This window comes from Streptomyces cirratus, from assembly GCF_014650775.1.
Lineage (GTDB): Bacteria > Actinomycetota > Actinomycetes > Streptomycetales > Streptomycetaceae > Streptomyces > Streptomyces cirratus.
In genome coordinates this window covers 174,121-189,254 of record NZ_BMVP01000004.1, presented here as the reverse complement: position 1 = coordinate 189,254, position 15,134 = coordinate 174,121, and the positions used below count along the sequence as shown (strand labels likewise).

The window sequence follows — 15,134 nt, the reverse complement described above, 5'->3', positions numbered from 1 at the left end:
ACCACGATGCCCGACAGCACACTGTCCGGGACCGGGCTGCCGGCGCAGTCGGCGACCGCACTGGACGTCACCGGCTGGACCTGCCCGGCCCCGCTGCGGGACCGCCCCCGCGTGGTGATGGGCCACGGCGGCGGCGGGGCGCTCTCCGCCGAACTGGTCCAGCACCTCTTCGCGCCCGCCTACGGAGGCGAGGCGCTGGCCCAGCTCGGCGACTCGGCCGCGCTCTCGCTGGGCGGCGCCAGGCTCGCCTTCTCCACCGACTCCTACGTGGTGCGGCCGCTGTTCTTCCCCGGCGGCAGCATCGGCGACCTCGCCGTCAACGGCACCGTGAACGACCTGGCGATGAGCGGAGCCCGCGCCGCCTACCTGTCGTGCGGCTTCATCCTCGAAGAGGGCGTCGAGATGTCGGTGGTGGCCGGGGTGGCCCGGGCCCTCGGCGACGCGGCGCGCGCGGCCGGTGTGGAGGTGGCGACCGGCGACACGAAGGTGGTCGAGGCCGGGCACGGCGACGGCATCTACGTCAACACGGCCGGAATCGGACTGATCCCGGACGGCGTCGATCTGCGCCCGCAGCGGGTGGTCCCCGGCGACGTCGTGATCGTCAGCGGTGAGATCGGACTGCACGGCGTGGCCATCATGAGCGTGCGCGAGGGCCTTGAGTTCGCGGTGGACGTCGAGAGCGACTGCGCTCCGCTCGGTGGCCTCGTGGACGCCATGCTCGCGGTCACCCCGGACCTCCACGTCCTGCGGGACCCCACCCGCGGCGGTATGGCGGCCGCCCTGAACGAGATCGCTGCCGCCTCGGGCACGGGCGTCGTCATCCGTGAGGGCGCGGTCCCGGTCCCCGACGCGGTCGCCAACGCCTGCGCGATCCTCGGCCTCGACCCCTTGTACGTGGCCAACGAGGGCAAGCTCGTCGCGTTCGTGCCGCGGGAGCACGCCGACGCCGTGCTGGAGGCGATGCGCGCCCACCCCATGGGCCGCCGCGCGGCGGTGATCGGCGAGGCGGTGGAGAGCCACCCGGGCCTTGTCGTCGCCCGTACGGGCCTCGGCGGCACCCGAGTGGTGGACCTGCCGATCGGCGAACAGCTGCCGCGCATCTGCTGAGCCGGACCGCCGTACGGGCGGCCCCGGGAACGCGGGTCGCCCGTACGGCGGATACAGCGCGGTCCGGCGGACGGGAGGCTCAGCCGGTGGCCAACGCCGCCTCCAGGAGCGGTACGCAGCCGACGAGGTCCCGCGCCCGGCAGCCGTACTCGTGGCCACCGTGGCAGCTGTCGCCCCAGCCGGATCCGTTCCCGTGGTCGGCGTAGTGGCACGGGTGCCCGAGCGCGTCCTTCGCGTGGTGGGTCGCGGACTCGACCCGGAACCCGGGGTCGGCGGGGCTGCCGGCGCCGTCGCCGGGTACGGGGCGCTGCCCATGCCGGACCGCGCCGCCGTGTGCGCGCTCGGATCCGCCTCGCTCCAGCGCCGGTCAGCGTCGGAGAACGGGTACGGAGTGCCGAACACCGCGTCACTGTCGACGGTGGGCCCAAGTCCAGCGAGCAGGCGTGCGCGGGCGCAACGCCCGGCAGCAGCCCGGACGGCGCGTCAGCGCGCCGTCCACCCGCCGTCGATGACCAATGAGGTCCCGGTGATGGAGCCCGAGTGCGGTCCGCACAGCATGAGCGCCGCCGACGCCACCTCTTCCGGCTCGATGAGCCGCTTGACCGGGGACCGCGCGAGCAGCACCTCGCTCAGTACGTCCTCGGCGCTGACCCCGTGGGCCAGTGCCTGGTCCTGGATCTGCCCCTCCACCAGGGGGGTGCGGACATAGCCGGGGCTCACGCAGTTGCTGGTGACGCCGTACGCGGCGCCCTCCAGCGCGGCCACCTTGCTCAACCCCTCCAGGGCGTGCTTCGCGGCGACGTAGGCCGATTTGTAGGCGCTCGCCCGCAGCCCGTGCACGCTGGAGATGTTGACCACCCGGCCCCAGCCGCCCGCGTACATGTGCGGCAGTACGTGGCGCAGCAGCAGGAACGGCGCCGTCACCATGACCTGCTGGATGAGGGCGAAGCGCTCCGGGGCGAACTCGGTGATCGGGGCGACGTGCTGGAGCCCCGCACTGTTGACCAGGACGTCCACTTGGCGGGGCAGGGCGCCGATCGCCGCCGCGTCCGCCAGGTCCACGGCGTGCGCCCGGCCGCCGACCGACGCCGCGACGCTCTTCGCGGCCTCCTCGGCGACGTCCACGACGTGTACGGTCGCGCCGGCCGCGGCCAGGGCGAGGGCGCAGGCCCGCCCGATGCCGCTGCCGGCCCCGGTCACCAGGGCCACCCGCCCGCTCAGATCCGCGGCGGGGGAGGTGGGATGTGTGCTCGTCATGGCTGCACACAGTAGGCGCGGCGCCGGGCGGCGCCCATGGCGTACGGCCACACAGCCGTCGGGGCCGCTGTGGCGCACACCGCCATCCGTGGCGGGGGATCCGGACGCGTGTCCGAGGCTGCGCCGGTCGGGCTCATCCCTTCGCGGGAAAGCGGCTCCAGAGGTAAAGCCGGGGGCCGGTCGCAGACGAATGAAGGAGTGCGGACCTGAACCGGGCCGTGCGACGCGCACCTCGCGGGTCGCTGGATGCATTTGAAGGAGACACCTCGTGTCGCGTGTTCTGAAGAGTGTCGCGATGGCTCTGGCAGCCGGTGCCCTCGTGGTCGGCGGAGCCTCGGCGGCTTCGGCCGACGCCCATGCGGAGGGCGTCGCCGTCGGTTCGCCGGGAGTGCTCTCCGGCAACGTGGTCCAGATTCCGATCCACATCCCGATCAACATCTGCGGTAACTCGGTCAGCATCATCGGCGCGCTGAACCCGGCGGGCGGCACCGTCTGCGTCAACGACTGACCATCGGCAGGCCGTGACCCACGGGCCCGTCACCGGCCGCTTCGGCGACGGGTGGCGGGCCCGCTGCACGGGAGCCGGTTGACAGGCCCCCTGCCGCACTCCATGATTCCATTAATCATTTAATGGAATCATGGAGGGGGAGAGGTGTGGGGGAGATGACCGTTCCCGGCCCCGCCGGCACCCGGTGGGCGCTCGAAGCGCACGGGCTCGGGAAGAAGTACCGCCGGGGGTGGGCGCTGCGCGACTGCTCGTTCCGGATCCCCGCCGGCCGCGTCTGCGCCCTCGTGGGCCCCAACGGCGCGGGCAAGAGCACGCTGCTGAGCATGGCGACCCGCCTGACCCGGCCCTCGGCCGGTGAACTGCGGATCTTCGGCGCCCCGGCGGGCGGGCGCGACGCGATGCCGCGCTGGGCCTACCTGGCGCAGGACAAGCCGCTGTTCAAGCGGTTCACGGTGGGACAGACCCTGCGCATGGGCGAGGAGCTCAACCCCGGCTGGGACCGGGCGGTCGCCGAACGGATCGTGCGGGCCGGGCGGATTCCGCCGCAGGCCCGCGTCGCCGAGCTGTCGGGCGGCCAGCGCACCCGCGTCGCCTTCGCGCTCGCCTTCGGCAAACGCCCCGAACTGCTCCTGCTGGACGAACCGATGGCGGACCTCGACCCGGTCGCCCGGGACGAGATGGGCGCGCTGCTGATGTCGGAGGCCGCCGAACACGGCACGACCGTCCTGATGTCCTCACACCTCCTCGGCGAGCTGGAGCAGATGTGCGACTTCCTGCTCGTCCTCGACGGCGGACGCATCCGCATGGCCGGTGAGACCGACGAACTCGTGCCCATGCACACGCTGGTCACCGGGGTGACCACTCCCGAGGGCGCCCTGCCCGACGCGCTGGCCGCCCACACCGTCATCGAGACCCGCACCGCCGGAAGGCAGTTCACCGCCCTCGTCCTGCGCCAAGGACCGCTGAACGAGGAATGGCAGCTCACCGAGCCCGGTATGGAGGACGTGCTCCTCGGCTACCTCCGCTCGCCCCGGGCCCCCGCGCTGATCGCCCCGACGGCGGCGCCCGCACACCGAGAGGACCACGCGGCATGACCACCCTCACCCACCCCGAGGCCGCCTGGAACACCCGGGGCGCCCGGCGCCCGGGGCCGCGCGGACTGCTCTGGCTGATGGCGCGCCAGCACCGGACCGCCCTGCTCGCCTGCCTCGCCGTGACCGTCCTCGGCGCCGCCTGGATCGTGTACCAGCGCGGCGCGATGCTCGACACGCTGCACGGTGCCGGCTGGCCCGCGCAATCCGCCGACACCCTCGACAGCGCAGTGACCAACCGGGTCATCAACCGCTTCGACTCCTACGCGAACACCCTCGCCGCCCTGCCCGCGCTGCTGGGAGTGGGCCTGGGCGCCTCGCTCATCGCCTCCGACCTGGAGCACGGCACCGCCCGCCTGGTCACCACCCAGTCCGTGTCCCGCGACCGGTGGCTCCTGGCGAAGGCCGGCTTCGCCCTGACCGTCGTCACCCTCACGACCCTGCCGCTGAGCCTGCTCTTCGGCTGGTGGCGCGACTCCATCGGCCCCTTCGCCGCCACCGACTGGCTGCACGACTCCGTTTTCGACGCCTCGGCCCCGGTCCTGGTCCCGACGGCCCTCTTCACCACCTCGCTCGGCCTCGCCATCGGAGCTCTCACCCGCCGGGTGGTCAGCGCGATCGTCCTGACCCTCCTGGCCTCGTGGGCGGCCATCGTCGTGGGCGACATGTTCAAGGACGAGCTGGCGACGCCCCGGCGGACCTCCTTCCCGCTCGGCGCCGACCAGCCGGCCGCACTCGACCACGTGGTGCAGGTCGACCAGTGGGTGGGCACCGCGTCCGGCAAGCTCTACGGATGGGGCACCTGCGTCCCCGAAGCCTCCTCCGAGGCCTGCCGGGCGCGCCTGGGCATCGTCAACTCGGTGTGGGAGTACTTCGGCGAAGACCAGCGGGCGGGCATGCAGTGGACGGCCGCCGCGGTGCTGGTGGCGGCGAGCGCGGTCCTCATCGCCGTGTTCCTCTGGCGCCTGCGCCGCGCTCCGCTCACGCCATAGGCTACGAACCACCACACGGCAACCACGAAGGAGGCGGGCACCATGGTCGTATTCCACATCGAACGGCGCGGCGGGCTGCCCGCCTACCTGCAGATCGTCCGGCAGGTGGAACGGGCCCTGCGGATGGGGGCCCTGACCGAGGGCGACAAACTCCCCACCGCCGCACAGGTCGCCGCGGCCACCAAGGTCAACCCCAACACCACCCTCAAGGCCTACCGCGAACTGGAACGCGCCGGTCTCGTCGAAGTCCGCCAGGGTGCCGGTACGTTCGTCACGCACGTCCCCCAACCACCCGCGTCGCAGCCACAGTCACGGCTGCGCGACGGGCTCACCGCCTGGATGCGGGAAGCGCGCGAAGAGGGCCTCGACGCGCCCGGCGTGATCGCCCTGTTCGACACCGTCCTCGCCGAGGCCTTTCCGGCGAACACCCCGTAGGGCCCTTGTCCGGACGTTTTGGTTTGGCGGACCATCCTCAATACGATCCGGCGATGATCACAAGAAAATGGGTGGCGGCCGGGGCCTGTGGCCTGCTGGCCACACTGGCCGTCGGGCTCCTCCCGACGACCGCTTCCGCCGGTGAACCCGTATCCAAGGAACCCCCCAAGGTCGAACTGGTCCTGGACGTCAGCGGTTCCATGAGAGCCACCGACATCGACGGCCAGTCCCGGATGTCCGCGGCGAAGCAGGCGTTCAACGAGGTGCTCGACGCCGTACCCGGCGAAGTACGGCTCGGCATAAGGACCCTGGGCGCCACCTACCCCGGCGACGACCGCAACGTCGGCTGCAAGGACACCAAGGCGCTCTACCCCGTCGGCCCCCTCAACCGGTCCGAGGCGAAGACGGCGGTGGCCACCCTCGCCCCCACCGGCTGGACGCCGATCGGGCCGGCCCTGCTGGGAGCCGCCGACGACCTCAAGGGCGGTGACGCGACCCGCCGGATCGTGCTCATCACCGACGGCGAGGACACCTGCGCCCCGCTCGACCCGTGCGAAGTGGCCCGGGACATCGCCGCCCAGGGCATCCACCTGACCATCGACACGCTCGGCCTCGTCCCGGACGCCAAGACGCGCGACCAGCTCGTCTGCATCGCCGAGGCCACCGGCGGCACCTACACCTCCGTACAGCACAAGGACGAACTCTCCGGGCGCGTACGGCAACTCGTGGACCGGGCGGCGGCTCCCGTCGTCACCCCCGTCGCCGCCCAGGGCGCCAAGGAGTGCCAGAGCGCGCCGAAGCTGGGCGCGGGCCTCTACAGCGACCGCGAGACGTTCGGCGAGCACCGCTGGTACAAGGTCGACGTCAAGCCCGGCCAGGAACTGCGCGCCTCGGTGAGCCTCGCCGCGGACCGCGCCGTCAACAACGACTACGGCGTGATGCTGCGCGCCTCGACGGTCCATGGGCGGGAGATCGTCCGCGGCTCCGAGGCGGGCGACGGACGTACCGACCTGATCTCCACGGGCCTGCGCTACCCGAAGGCCGTCCTCGACGACGCGGACGGCGACGCCGAAACGGCGCCCGAGACCGTCTGCCTCCAGGTCAGCAACTCCTTCTCGGCGCCCGCGTCGGTGAAGACCACCCCGGGCATGCCCGTGGAGCTGACGATCGACCTGGTCGACGGCCCCGCCCACGCGTCCGACGCGGCGGCCTTCGGTCTGGGCCGGGGCTGGTGGCTGCTCGGCGTGCTGGTCCTCACCGGCCTCGTCGCCGGTCTGGTCTGGGGCTGGATCTCCCGCTGGCGTATCTCGGTCTGGAGGACCAACTGATGCCCGCCGTACGCGTACTCGCCGCCGCCCTGCTGACCGGCGCCGCACTGCTCGCTCCGGCGGGCGCCGCCCTGGCCGCCGGCCCCTCGCCGAAGCCCGGCGGATCCGCCGCCGCACCGACCGAGGCGGGCACCGCCTTCCGTACCGCCACACCGGTCAAACTCGGCCAGGAGGCCACCGCGGACGCCTCCACGGGCGACTACCTCTACTGGTCCTTCCCGCTCGACGCGGGGCAGCGCGGCACGGTGCGGGCCAAGGTGGCGCTGCCGCCGTCCGCCTCCCGGCACGCCACCTCCACGTGGCGGATCGACGTCTACGACGGCCTGCGCCGCCGCCAGCCCTGCATGTACGGGGTCCAGGCGGCGCCGGCGCCCAAGGAGAGCGCCACGCTGGCACTGTCCTGCACGCTGCGCCCGGTCCGTACCGGCGCCGACACCTGGTCCGACGACCCGCTGCCGGGCACCTACTACCTGCGCCTGACGGTCGTCGACCTGGCCCAGGAGGACCTCGGCCAGCCCGTACGGGCGCAGGTCCAGGCCGACGCGAAGGACACCGGCGGCGCCTACGCCGTCGACGGCGCCCTCGCGGCCCCGCTGGTCCCCGGCATCACCGCGGCCCGGCAGACCGCGGCGGGGACCGGACCCGAGGACGGCTGGTCCGGCCCATGGTGGTCCGACCGGTGGATCTGGACCGCGGCCGGGGGACTGCTCGGCGGCCTCGCCGGCATCGCCGGGTACCGCCTCACCCGCGGCTCGGGCCGCACCGCACCCCGCGCCTGACGGGGCAGGGGCGGCCACGGCACCACGCCGTGGCCGCCCCTCCCGCCGCACACGCGGCGCCGGGCGGCGCGGGGTGTACTGGAGGTGTACCGGTACCCGCCGCCCTGCGAGGAGGGCCCGCACATGACCACCGCAGAGACCGCCCGTGACGCCGTCCGCCGGATCCTCGGCGAGGAGGCGCACGCGGACGTGACCACCTTCCCGGCCGGGAACCTGGCCATCACGGTGACCAGTGGCGAGCACACCGCCACCATCGACGGCGACGACTCCTCCGGGTGGGGATGGACCGTCGACCCCGGTACGGACGACGGGTTCACCGGCCACGAGACGATCGCACCGACGCTCGAAGAGGCACTGGACGGCGTACGCGGGACCATCGGCGCCTGAACCGGGCGGAGCACGTATCACACCTTCATTTCCAAGGGGTATGGGCAGTTACGCCGAAGGAAACGTCTGTTAGTGTGCCCGCTCCTGGATGTTCATCCACCGATCCGTCTCCCCTCGGACGCTCCGCGCTTCGAGGCGTTGCGAGGTGTCTCGTACTTGCACAGCACTCCGTTCTCCCCCGCCGAGGCCCGCTCGGCGCGCCAACGCGTAGGCCTGACGCCCGCCCAGGTGGCCCAGTCGATGGCGGCCTGCGGCACCCCCGTCCACCCAGAACTGGTCGCCGCCTGGGAGCTGGGCTCCTACGCACCGACCGACCAGCAGCTCTTCGCGCTCGCCAACGCCCTGTGGTGCGACACCACGACGCTGATGGGCGTCACGCCGCGCACCCTCGCCGAGTTCCGCCTCGCCCGCCAGCTGACGGTCGAACGGCTGGCCTACCGCATAGGCATGGACCCGCACGAGTACCGCGCGGCGGAAGCCGGACGAACCTGGCACGGGGACACCTGGCAGACCCGGGCGCTGGTGGAAGCGCTGGGCCTGTCGCTGCGCGCGCTGACCGGGCTCACGGGCCGCGACGACGAACTGGCCGGCCTCCTGCGCACGGCCGTCGAGGGACGGTGGAAGGCCCATGTGGGGGCGGTGGCCGAACTCGTGGTGGTCGACGCGACGAGCGTGGGGGACGCGCTGCGCACGATGCACGCCGAGTTCTCGGACTTCGCCGAGCGGTACATGGGCCACCTGGTGGCCCGCAACGACGACGCCCGGCTCAAGGAGATAGCCGCCGAGAGGTCCGCGTACCTGCGCCGGCTCGTCGACCACTTCTGGGAGTTGATCGGCGAGGCGGGCGAAGCGTCGCCGTTCCCGCTCGGCGGCCGCTGAGCCGAGCCGCCGTCCGGGCCGGGAGGAACCCACGGGTCCCTCCCGGCCCTTCGGCGCGAGCCGCAACGACCGTCCGGACGGGGCCTAGGGCGCGTAGCGCGGCCGGAGCGGGACGTCGTCCTCGACGTCGTCCCAGTCGATCTCCATCGTGGAGCGGCTGGTGAAGACGTTGAAGAGGAGGTTCAGGGATATCGCCGTCAGCGCGCCCAGCGTGATGCCACTGTCGAGCACGGCCCGGACGTCGTCCGGCATCCGCTCGAAGAACGGCGCCACCGTGGTCGGCAGCAGCGCGGCGCCCAGACTGACCGCCAGGATCAGGGCGTTGCGCTCCTCGCGCAGGTCCACCTTCCCCAGGATCTGGATGCCGACCGCCGCCACCATGCCGAACATGGACAGCGCGGCCCCGCCGAGCACCGGGTTCGGGATCGAAGCGACCAGGCTGCCCGCCTTGGGCAGCAGCCCCAGCACGACCATGAACACCCCCGCCGCGACGACCACGTACCGGCTCATCACCTTGGACATCCGCACCAGGCCGATGTTCTCGGCGAACGCCACGTACGGGAAGGAGTTGAGGATCCCGCCGAGCACCGTCGCGGCGCCGTCGGCCCGCAGCGCCCGGGCGACCGTGTCGGTGTCGACCCGCTTGCGGGTGATCTCGCCGATGGCGTACACGTCGCCGGTGGTCTCCACCATCGTGATCAGCATGACGACGAGCATGGCGATCATCGGCAGCGGTTCGAACCGGGGCATGCCGTAGTGGAAGGGGGTGGTGACCCCGAGCCAGTCGCTGTCGCCCACCGCCGAGAAGTCGGCGTCCCCGAGCAGCCAGGCGACGGCGGTGCCGCCGACCAGGCCGAGCAGCACGGCGACGCTGCTCAGGAACGGCTTGCCGACGCGGGCCATGGCCAGGATGAAGAGCAGGGTGCCCAGGGCGTACGCGAGGTTCTTCGGCTCCCCGTAGGCGGGGGTGCCGATCAGCCGCGCACCGCCGGCCGCGTCCTGCAGGGCCACCGGGACGAGGGTGATCCCGATGATCGTGAGGATCGTGCCGATGACGACGGGCGGGAAGTACGGGACCAGCTTGCTGAACACGGGCGCGAACAGGAAGGTCGCGATGCCCGCGGTGATGACCGCGCCGTACACGACGAGCAGGCCGGCGGTGCCGCCGCCCGCCCCGAGCCCGATGGCGATCATGGGGGAGACGGCGGTGAAGGTGACGCCCTGGACCAGCGGCAGCCGGGCGCCTATCTTCCAGACCCCGAGCGCTTGGATGATCGAGGCGATACCGCAGGTCAGCAGGTCCGCGTTGATGAGGTGGACGAGCTCCGGGCGGGAGAGGCCCAGAGCGCTGCCGAGGAGGACGGGAACGATGACGGCCGCCGCGTAGAAGGCCAGGACGTGCTGGAAGCCGTACAGGGCGAGTTGGGGGAACGGCAGCAACTCGTCGACGGGATGCGTCTGCTGCTGCCGGGAGGACTGTCGGGTGACTCGTGCCATCTCTGCCTTGCCTTCGCGAGGTAGGTGAATGAGAAGACCGCCGCCCTCCAGCCCCGGGGATGACGGGGCGAGGGCGAGTCGGCTCGTACCGAGCCGACGCCGGGCGGTGTTGCCGACAGCACGTCGCTCTGCACTGGAATACGGGCCCTGGAGTGGCAGGTTGCCCTTCGATCGGCGCGCAAAGACGCGCTTCTCCTTGGGATCCGAAGGAGTCTTTGACCGAGGGCGCTCACCATAGCCACATGTGGGCTTTCCTCGCGAGTAACCTGCGGGCCCCGGCGGGGGAGGCACCGGCGGGCGGCGCCCCCGAGCATTCCGGCCGGGTCAGGCGCGGGGGTCCGGGGCGGCCTCGATGTGGTCGGCCACGGCGACGAGCAGTACGCGCGTGCCCTGTTCCAGGGCACGCCAGCGATGGCGGACCCCGCCCGAGAGGTAGAGCGTGTCGCCCCGGCCCAAGTGGTGCGTGCGGCCGTCCGCCTCGACCTCCACGGAGCCGTCGGCGACGTACATCAGCTCGTCGTTGCGGTGCTCGAACGCCCGGTCCGCGTCGTGGTCCCCGGTGAACTCCAGGGCGTGCATCTGGTGGTGGCCGCGCACCAGCGGACGGACCCGGGCCACCGGATCCAGTCCGGTGTCGGCGCCGGCGCGCACGACGTCCACCCGGCGGGGGGCTTCGGCGGCGGCCATCAGCTGGACGGCGGTCGTCTCCAGGGCGTCCGCGATGAGCTGGAGCGAGCGCATGCTGGGGCGGGCCCGGTCGTTCTCGACCTGGCTGAGGAACGGAGAGGAGAGGCCGCTCAGGGACGCCACCTCGGCCAGCGTGAGGTCGAGGCTCCTGCGCCGCCGGCGGATGCCCGCGCCGATCCGTGGTGCGGGCGCTGCGGGCGCTTCGTCTGTCACGTGACTCCTCGGTTCCGGTCTGCTCTGCGGATCATCTTCTCGCAGCCCGCGGGCGGCTTCGCACGGCCGTCACGCTGCCGCAACATTGCGCCGCTACCTTCTCATCCAGTTGGTGTCATCAAAGAAAGTTTCATAGGAGGACCCCCATGTCCGCAGTCGACCAGAACGCACGCCGCCGCCGGGGCACCGGCCTGATCGCCTTCGACCCCGACGTCAGCGAAGGCGGCTACACCCTCTTCGCCCCGCTCACCGGCACCGGCGAGGTGTACCTGATCGACGCGTTCGGCACGGTCGTGCACCAGTGGAAGCTCCCCTACCGCCCCGGCCGCCACGCCCGCATCCTCGGCAACGGCAATCTCGCCTACAGCGGCGTACTCCCGGGCGAGCCGGCCCTCTTCCCCATGTGGCACAAGTACCGGGGCGGCGTCATGCTCGAAGCCGCCCCGGACGGCACGGTCCTGCGCGAGTACCGCGACCCGCTCCAGCACCACGACGCCCACCACTTCGGCGACGGCCGCCTCCTGTACACAGCGCTCGAACCGCTGCGCGGCGCCGACGCCGACGGCGTACGAGGCGGCGTACCCGGCTCCGAGACGGACGCCACCGTATGGGCCGACACCATCCGCGAGGTCGACGCGGACGGGGCCGTGACCTGGGCGTGGAGCGCCGCCGAACACCTCGACCGCGAAGAGTACGCGCTCCACCCCGCCTACTCGCGCGAGCACTGGCCCCTCATCAACAGCGTGCTGCCGCTCGCCGACGGCAACATCCTGGCCAGCCTGCGCAGCGTCTCCGCCGTCGTCGTCATCAGCCGGGAGACCGGTGAGATCCTGTGGCGCACCGAGCCGGGCGTCGTCTCCCAGCAGCACGCGCCGACCGAACTCGCGGACGGCAACCTGCTCGTCTTCGACAACGGCGTCTTCCGGCCCCACTCGGACGTACCGTACTCACGCGTCATCGAGATCGAGCGGTCGTCGGGCAAGGTCGTCTGGGAGTACCACGACCCGGCGCGCGAGGCGTTCTTCGCACCGTTCATGGGCAGCGCGCAGCGCCTTCCGGGCGGCAACACGCTCGTCACGGACTCGCCGTCCGGGCGGCTCTTCGAGGTGACCCCCGAGGGCTACCTGTGCTGGGAGTACGTGGTCCCGTACTTCGGCGGCTACCGCGAGTCCGAGGTGCGCGGGCTGTTCCCCTCCGAGCCCAACGCCGTCTTCCGCGCCTACCGTTACTCCGCGCGGGAACTGCCGTGGCTGGACGCGGGGAACGCGTCGTGAGCGCCCCGTCCTCCCTCGCGGCGGCGCGCTCGCCGGAGCCGACGCTGCCCGTGGACGAGCGGCTGCCGCTGCGCCGGCTGGTACCGCTGTCCACGCAGCACGTCCTGGCGATGATCGCAGCCCCGGTCTCCACCACCTTCCTGACGGGCCAGGCCCTCGGACTCGACGCCGCCCGCACCGCGTCCCTGCTCAGCGCCACCCTCCTGCTGTGCGGAGCGGGTGCGCTGCTCCAGTCCCTCGGGCTCTGGCGGATCGGGGCCCGGCTGCCGTTCGTCATGCTGCCCGGCGGGGCGGCGACCGCCCTCTTCCTCCAGATCGCCAAGGAACACGGTCCCGCGACCGCCACCGGGTCCGTCCTCCTCGCCGCGGCCCTGCTGCTCGCCGTGCTCCCGTTCTACGCGAGGATCGTGCGCCTCTTCCCGCCGCTGGTCATGGGCACCACGGTGCTCCTGATCGGCATCGCGATGATCCGGGTCGCCGCCCAGCTGATCACCGGCCCGCGCGGCGCCCCCGGGTACGCCGCCCCCTCGGCGGTGGTCCTGGCCGCCGCCACCATCGGATGCACCGTGCTGCTGCTCCTGGTCCTGCGCGGGGTCTGGCGGCAGACCGCGGTACTGCTCGGCATGGGCGCCGGCGCCCTGATCGCGCTCACCACGGGGCTGGGTGCCTTCGCGCCGGCCGGCGGCGGGAGCCTCGGCGCCCTGGCGCTGCCGCACCTCCTCCCGTACGGGGCACCCCACTTCGACGTGCTCGCCGCCCTGCCGTTGCTCGTGTTCGGCCTCACCACCCTCGCCGAAGTCACCGGACAGACCGTCCTCAACAGCGAGACGGTGGGCCGGGACAGCAATCCCGGTCGCGACGTGCCGAGGGTCGCCGGGGCCGACGCACTGGTTTCGGTGTTCGGCGCCCTGTTCGGAACGTCCCTGCTGGTCACCAGCGCGGAGAACATCGGCATCGGCCGCCTGACGGGTGTGCGCAGCCGGTTCGTCACGGCGGGGGCGGGCGTGCTGCTGGTCCTGGTGGGTCTGCTCGCCCCGCTGTCCCGGCTGCTCGCGGCCATCCCGGCGGCGGTCGTCGGGGGCTCGGCCCTCGTGATCTACGGGATCATCGCGGTCATGGGCGTCACCATGCTGGGGCGGGCGTTGCCGGCCGCCGCCGACGAGACCCCGGGCGGGAGCTCGTACCCGACAGTGGCGGCACTGGCCCTGACGGCCGGTCTGCTGCCGGTGGTCGCGCCCGACCTCTACCAGGGGTTCCCCGGCTGGGCCCGGACGGTCCTGGGCAGCGGGGTCGTGGCGGGCACCCTCGCCGCGGTGCTGCTCCACGCGCTCCTGCACCGGTCCGCCCCGGTCCGGCGGGCCGCCCCGTAACGGAAGGCGCAAGCCGGTCCCGTACGGCGTGAGGGGGCGCGGTGCGCAGTGGAGGGCTTGCGCTGATACTGAGGAGCGTGAGGCGTACCCGAACGGCGTTGCTCGGCGTTGCCGGAATCGTCGCCGCGATCCTCCCCACCGGCATCCCCTCCACGGCGGCCGCCGCGAGCGAGCCGCAGGCCTGCGTCTCCTCCCCGCCGACCGTGGGCGGTCAGGCGGCCCGGGTCCGGGACGTCGTCCGGAAGGCGTCCCAGGACCTGCACCTGAACTCGGTGATCTTCAAGGTGGTCTCGGGCGACCGGGACGTCGTCACCGGCGCCACGGGGGAGTCCATGACGGGCGTCCCCGCCGACCCCGCCATGCACTTCCGCTCCGGTTCCGTCGCCATCGAGTACATGGCCACCGTCCTGCTCCAGCTGGTCGACGAAGGAAAGGTGAGCCTGGACGATCCGGTCTCGCGCTGGCTGCCCACGCTGCCGCACGCCTCCGAGATCACCCTGCGCATGCTGGGCAGCTCCACCTCCGGGCTCCACGACTACGTCACCGACAAGAAGTTCCTCGCCGAACTCGAAGCCGCGCCCTTCCGGCACTGGACCTTCTCCGACGTGGTCGACATCGCCACCGCCCCACCGCTGTGGTACAAGCCGGGCACCAGCTGGAGCTACTCGCACGCCAACTTCCAGATCCTGGGCGTCGCACTGGAGAAGATCACCGGCACCCGCCTGGACCGGCTGCTGAGCGAGCGGATCCTGACCCCGCTCGCACTGCACGGGACGCACAACGGCTTCACCCCCGAGATCCCGGCCCCAGCGCTCCACGCCTTCACCTCCGAACGCGGCGTCTACGAGGAGTCCAGCTACTGGAACCCGTCCTGGACGACCGCGGCGGGCGCGGTCCTCACCAGCGACATCTGCGACGTCGCCCGCTCCGCCAGGGCCATCGGCAGCGGTGAACTCCTCTCCCCGCAGGGCCTCAAGACGCTGCTCGACCCCGGCACGGTCGGCCTCGGCGGCAAGAGCGACACCTGCCCCGCCGACGTCTGCCTGAGCAACACCGCCGCGCAGCACTTCGGTTTCGGCGTCCTCGTCGTCCACGACTGGATCATCCAGAACCCGTCGTTCAGCGGCTACGCGGCCGTGCAGGCCTACTTGCCGGCGCAGAAGCTGTCCATCGCCGTCACCACCACGCAAGGTCCCAAGGCCACCGAAGAGAACCCGGGCCAGACGGTGGCCGCCCGCATCGCCCGGGCCCTCGCCCCGGACCACCCGCTGACCACCCACTGAACGCGCCGCCCGGAGCGGGCGTACTCCCCGGGGAGTACGCCCGCCCG

Annotated in this window: 15 protein-coding genes; 12 read left to right on the top strand and 3 right to left on the bottom strand. The window is 72.4% G+C overall.

Annotated elements, in window-relative coordinates; translation table 11 throughout:
• Positions 1 to 6: 6 nt before the first annotated feature.
• Entirely contained in the window at positions 7 to 1,107 is a 1,101-nt protein-coding gene (hypE, locus tag IE207_RS13470) for a hydrogenase expression/formation protein HypE (RefSeq protein WP_190184385.1), read from the top strand.
• A 483-nt stretch (positions 1,108 to 1,590) separates the two neighbouring features.
• On the opposite strand, the gene IE207_RS13465 is transcribed toward hypE, so the two are convergent.
• The gene (locus IE207_RS13465; RefSeq protein WP_190184384.1) at positions 1,591 to 2,364 is read right to left on the bottom strand and encodes a 3-hydroxybutyrate dehydrogenase; all 774 of its coding nucleotides are present in this window, start codon (positions 2,362 to 2,364) and stop codon (positions 1,591 to 1,593) included.
• A gap of 268 nt (positions 2,365 to 2,632) precedes the next feature.
• Between IE207_RS13465 and IE207_RS13460 the strand changes: the two genes are divergently transcribed.
• The 8 genes from IE207_RS13460 to IE207_RS13425 all read left to right on the top strand — a co-directional run bounded on the left by IE207_RS13460 (position 2,633) and on the right by IE207_RS13425 (position 8,763).
• Positions 2,633 to 2,872: a chaplin gene (locus IE207_RS13460; RefSeq protein WP_229873696.1), complete on the top strand. Its 240-nt coding sequence runs from the start codon at positions 2,633 to 2,635 to the stop codon at positions 2,870 to 2,872.
• Between the two features lie 146 nt (positions 2,873 to 3,018).
• Entirely contained in the window at positions 3,019 to 3,966 is a 948-nt protein-coding gene (locus IE207_RS13455; RefSeq protein ID WP_373304707.1) for an ABC transporter ATP-binding protein, read from the top strand.
• Positions 3,963 to 4,955, top strand: a complete 993-nt coding sequence (locus IE207_RS13450) for an ABC-2 membrane transporter-related protein (protein ID WP_190184382.1) — start codon at positions 3,963 to 3,965, stop codon at positions 4,953 to 4,955. The genes IE207_RS13455 and IE207_RS13450 overlap by 4 nt, the downstream gene beginning before the upstream one ends.
• 42 nt (positions 4,956 to 4,997) lie before the next feature.
• Entirely contained in the window at positions 4,998 to 5,390 is a 393-nt protein-coding gene (locus IE207_RS13445) for a GntR family transcriptional regulator (RefSeq protein ID WP_190184381.1), read from the top strand.
• A gap of 53 nt (positions 5,391 to 5,443) precedes the next feature.
• Entirely contained in the window at positions 5,444 to 6,718 is a 1,275-nt protein-coding gene (locus tag IE207_RS13440) for a VWA domain-containing protein (protein WP_190184380.1), read from the top strand.
• Positions 6,718 to 7,497 (top strand): hypothetical protein, encoded by a 780-nt coding sequence (locus tag IE207_RS13435; protein ID WP_190184379.1) that lies wholly within the window; start codon positions 6,718 to 6,720, stop codon positions 7,495 to 7,497. Before IE207_RS13440 ends, IE207_RS13435 begins: the two co-directional genes overlap by 1 nt.
• A 123-nt stretch (positions 7,498 to 7,620) precedes the next feature.
• On the top strand, positions 7,621 to 7,884 hold the full coding sequence (locus IE207_RS13430) for a hypothetical protein (RefSeq protein ID WP_190184378.1): 264 nt from the start codon (positions 7,621 to 7,623) through the stop codon (positions 7,882 to 7,884).
• Positions 7,885 to 8,040: 156 nt separating this feature from the next.
• Positions 8,041 to 8,763 (top strand): XRE family transcriptional regulator, encoded by a 723-nt coding sequence (locus IE207_RS13425; protein WP_190184377.1) that lies wholly within the window; start codon positions 8,041 to 8,043, stop codon positions 8,761 to 8,763.
• A gap of 84 nt (positions 8,764 to 8,847) precedes the next feature.
• Here IE207_RS13425 and IE207_RS13420 read toward each other — a convergent pair whose 3' ends face one another.
• Both IE207_RS13420 and IE207_RS13415 read right to left on the bottom strand, forming a co-directional pair.
• The gene (locus tag IE207_RS13420; RefSeq protein WP_190184376.1) at positions 8,848 to 10,260 is read right to left on the bottom strand and encodes a nucleobase:cation symporter-2 family protein; all 1,413 of its coding nucleotides are present in this window, start codon (positions 10,258 to 10,260) and stop codon (positions 8,848 to 8,850) included.
• A 324-nt stretch (positions 10,261 to 10,584) separates the two neighbouring features.
• Positions 10,585 to 11,160: a helix-turn-helix domain-containing protein gene (locus IE207_RS13415; RefSeq protein ID WP_229873695.1), complete on the bottom strand. Its 576-nt coding sequence runs from the start codon at positions 11,158 to 11,160 to the stop codon at positions 10,585 to 10,587.
• A 146-nt stretch (positions 11,161 to 11,306) separates the two neighbouring features.
• On the opposite strand from IE207_RS13415, the gene IE207_RS13410 reads away from it, so the two are divergent.
• The 3 genes from IE207_RS13410 (at position 11,307) to IE207_RS13400 (ending at position 15,087) form a co-directional block, all read left to right on the top strand.
• Positions 11,307 to 12,434: an aryl-sulfate sulfotransferase gene (locus IE207_RS13410; protein WP_190184375.1), complete on the top strand. Its 1,128-nt coding sequence runs from the start codon at positions 11,307 to 11,309 to the stop codon at positions 12,432 to 12,434.
• Complete coding sequence (locus IE207_RS13405; protein WP_190184374.1) at positions 12,431 to 13,804, top strand: uracil-xanthine permease family protein; 1,374 nt, start codon at positions 12,431 to 12,433, stop codon at positions 13,802 to 13,804. Before IE207_RS13410 ends, IE207_RS13405 begins: the two co-directional genes overlap by 4 nt.
• Before the next feature lie 77 nt (positions 13,805 to 13,881).
• On the top strand, positions 13,882 to 15,087 hold the full coding sequence (locus tag IE207_RS13400) for a serine hydrolase domain-containing protein (RefSeq protein ID WP_190184373.1): 1,206 nt from the start codon (positions 13,882 to 13,884) through the stop codon (positions 15,085 to 15,087).
• The last annotated feature ends 47 nt before the right edge of the window (positions 15,088 to 15,134 follow it).

What these genes read in the sequence shown, in the direction of transcription:
- hypE (WP_190184385.1), top strand. Translation starts at nt 7, where the DNA reads ATGCCCGACAGCACACTGTCCGGGACCGGGCTGCCGGCGCAGTCGGCG.
- IE207_RS13465 (WP_190184384.1), bottom strand. Translation starts at nt 2,364, where the DNA reads ATGACGAGCACACATCCCACCTCCCCCGCCGCGGATCTGAGCGGGCGG.
- IE207_RS13450 (WP_190184382.1), top strand. Translation starts at nt 3,963, where the DNA reads ATGACCACCCTCACCCACCCCGAGGCCGCCTGGAACACCCGGGGCGCC.
- IE207_RS13445 (WP_190184381.1), top strand. Translation starts at nt 4,998, where the DNA reads ATGGTCGTATTCCACATCGAACGGCGCGGCGGGCTGCCCGCCTACCTG.
- IE207_RS13440 (WP_190184380.1), top strand. Translation starts at nt 5,444, where the DNA reads ATGATCACAAGAAAATGGGTGGCGGCCGGGGCCTGTGGCCTGCTGGCC.
- IE207_RS13435 (WP_190184379.1), top strand. Translation starts at nt 6,718, where the DNA reads ATGCCCGCCGTACGCGTACTCGCCGCCGCCCTGCTGACCGGCGCCGCA.
- IE207_RS13430 (WP_190184378.1), top strand. Translation starts at nt 7,621, where the DNA reads ATGACCACCGCAGAGACCGCCCGTGACGCCGTCCGCCGGATCCTCGGC.
- IE207_RS13420 (WP_190184376.1), bottom strand. Translation starts at nt 10,260, where the DNA reads ATGGCACGAGTCACCCGACAGTCCTCCCGGCAGCAGCAGACGCATCCC.
- IE207_RS13410 (WP_190184375.1), top strand. Translation starts at nt 11,307, where the DNA reads ATGTCCGCAGTCGACCAGAACGCACGCCGCCGCCGGGGCACCGGCCTG.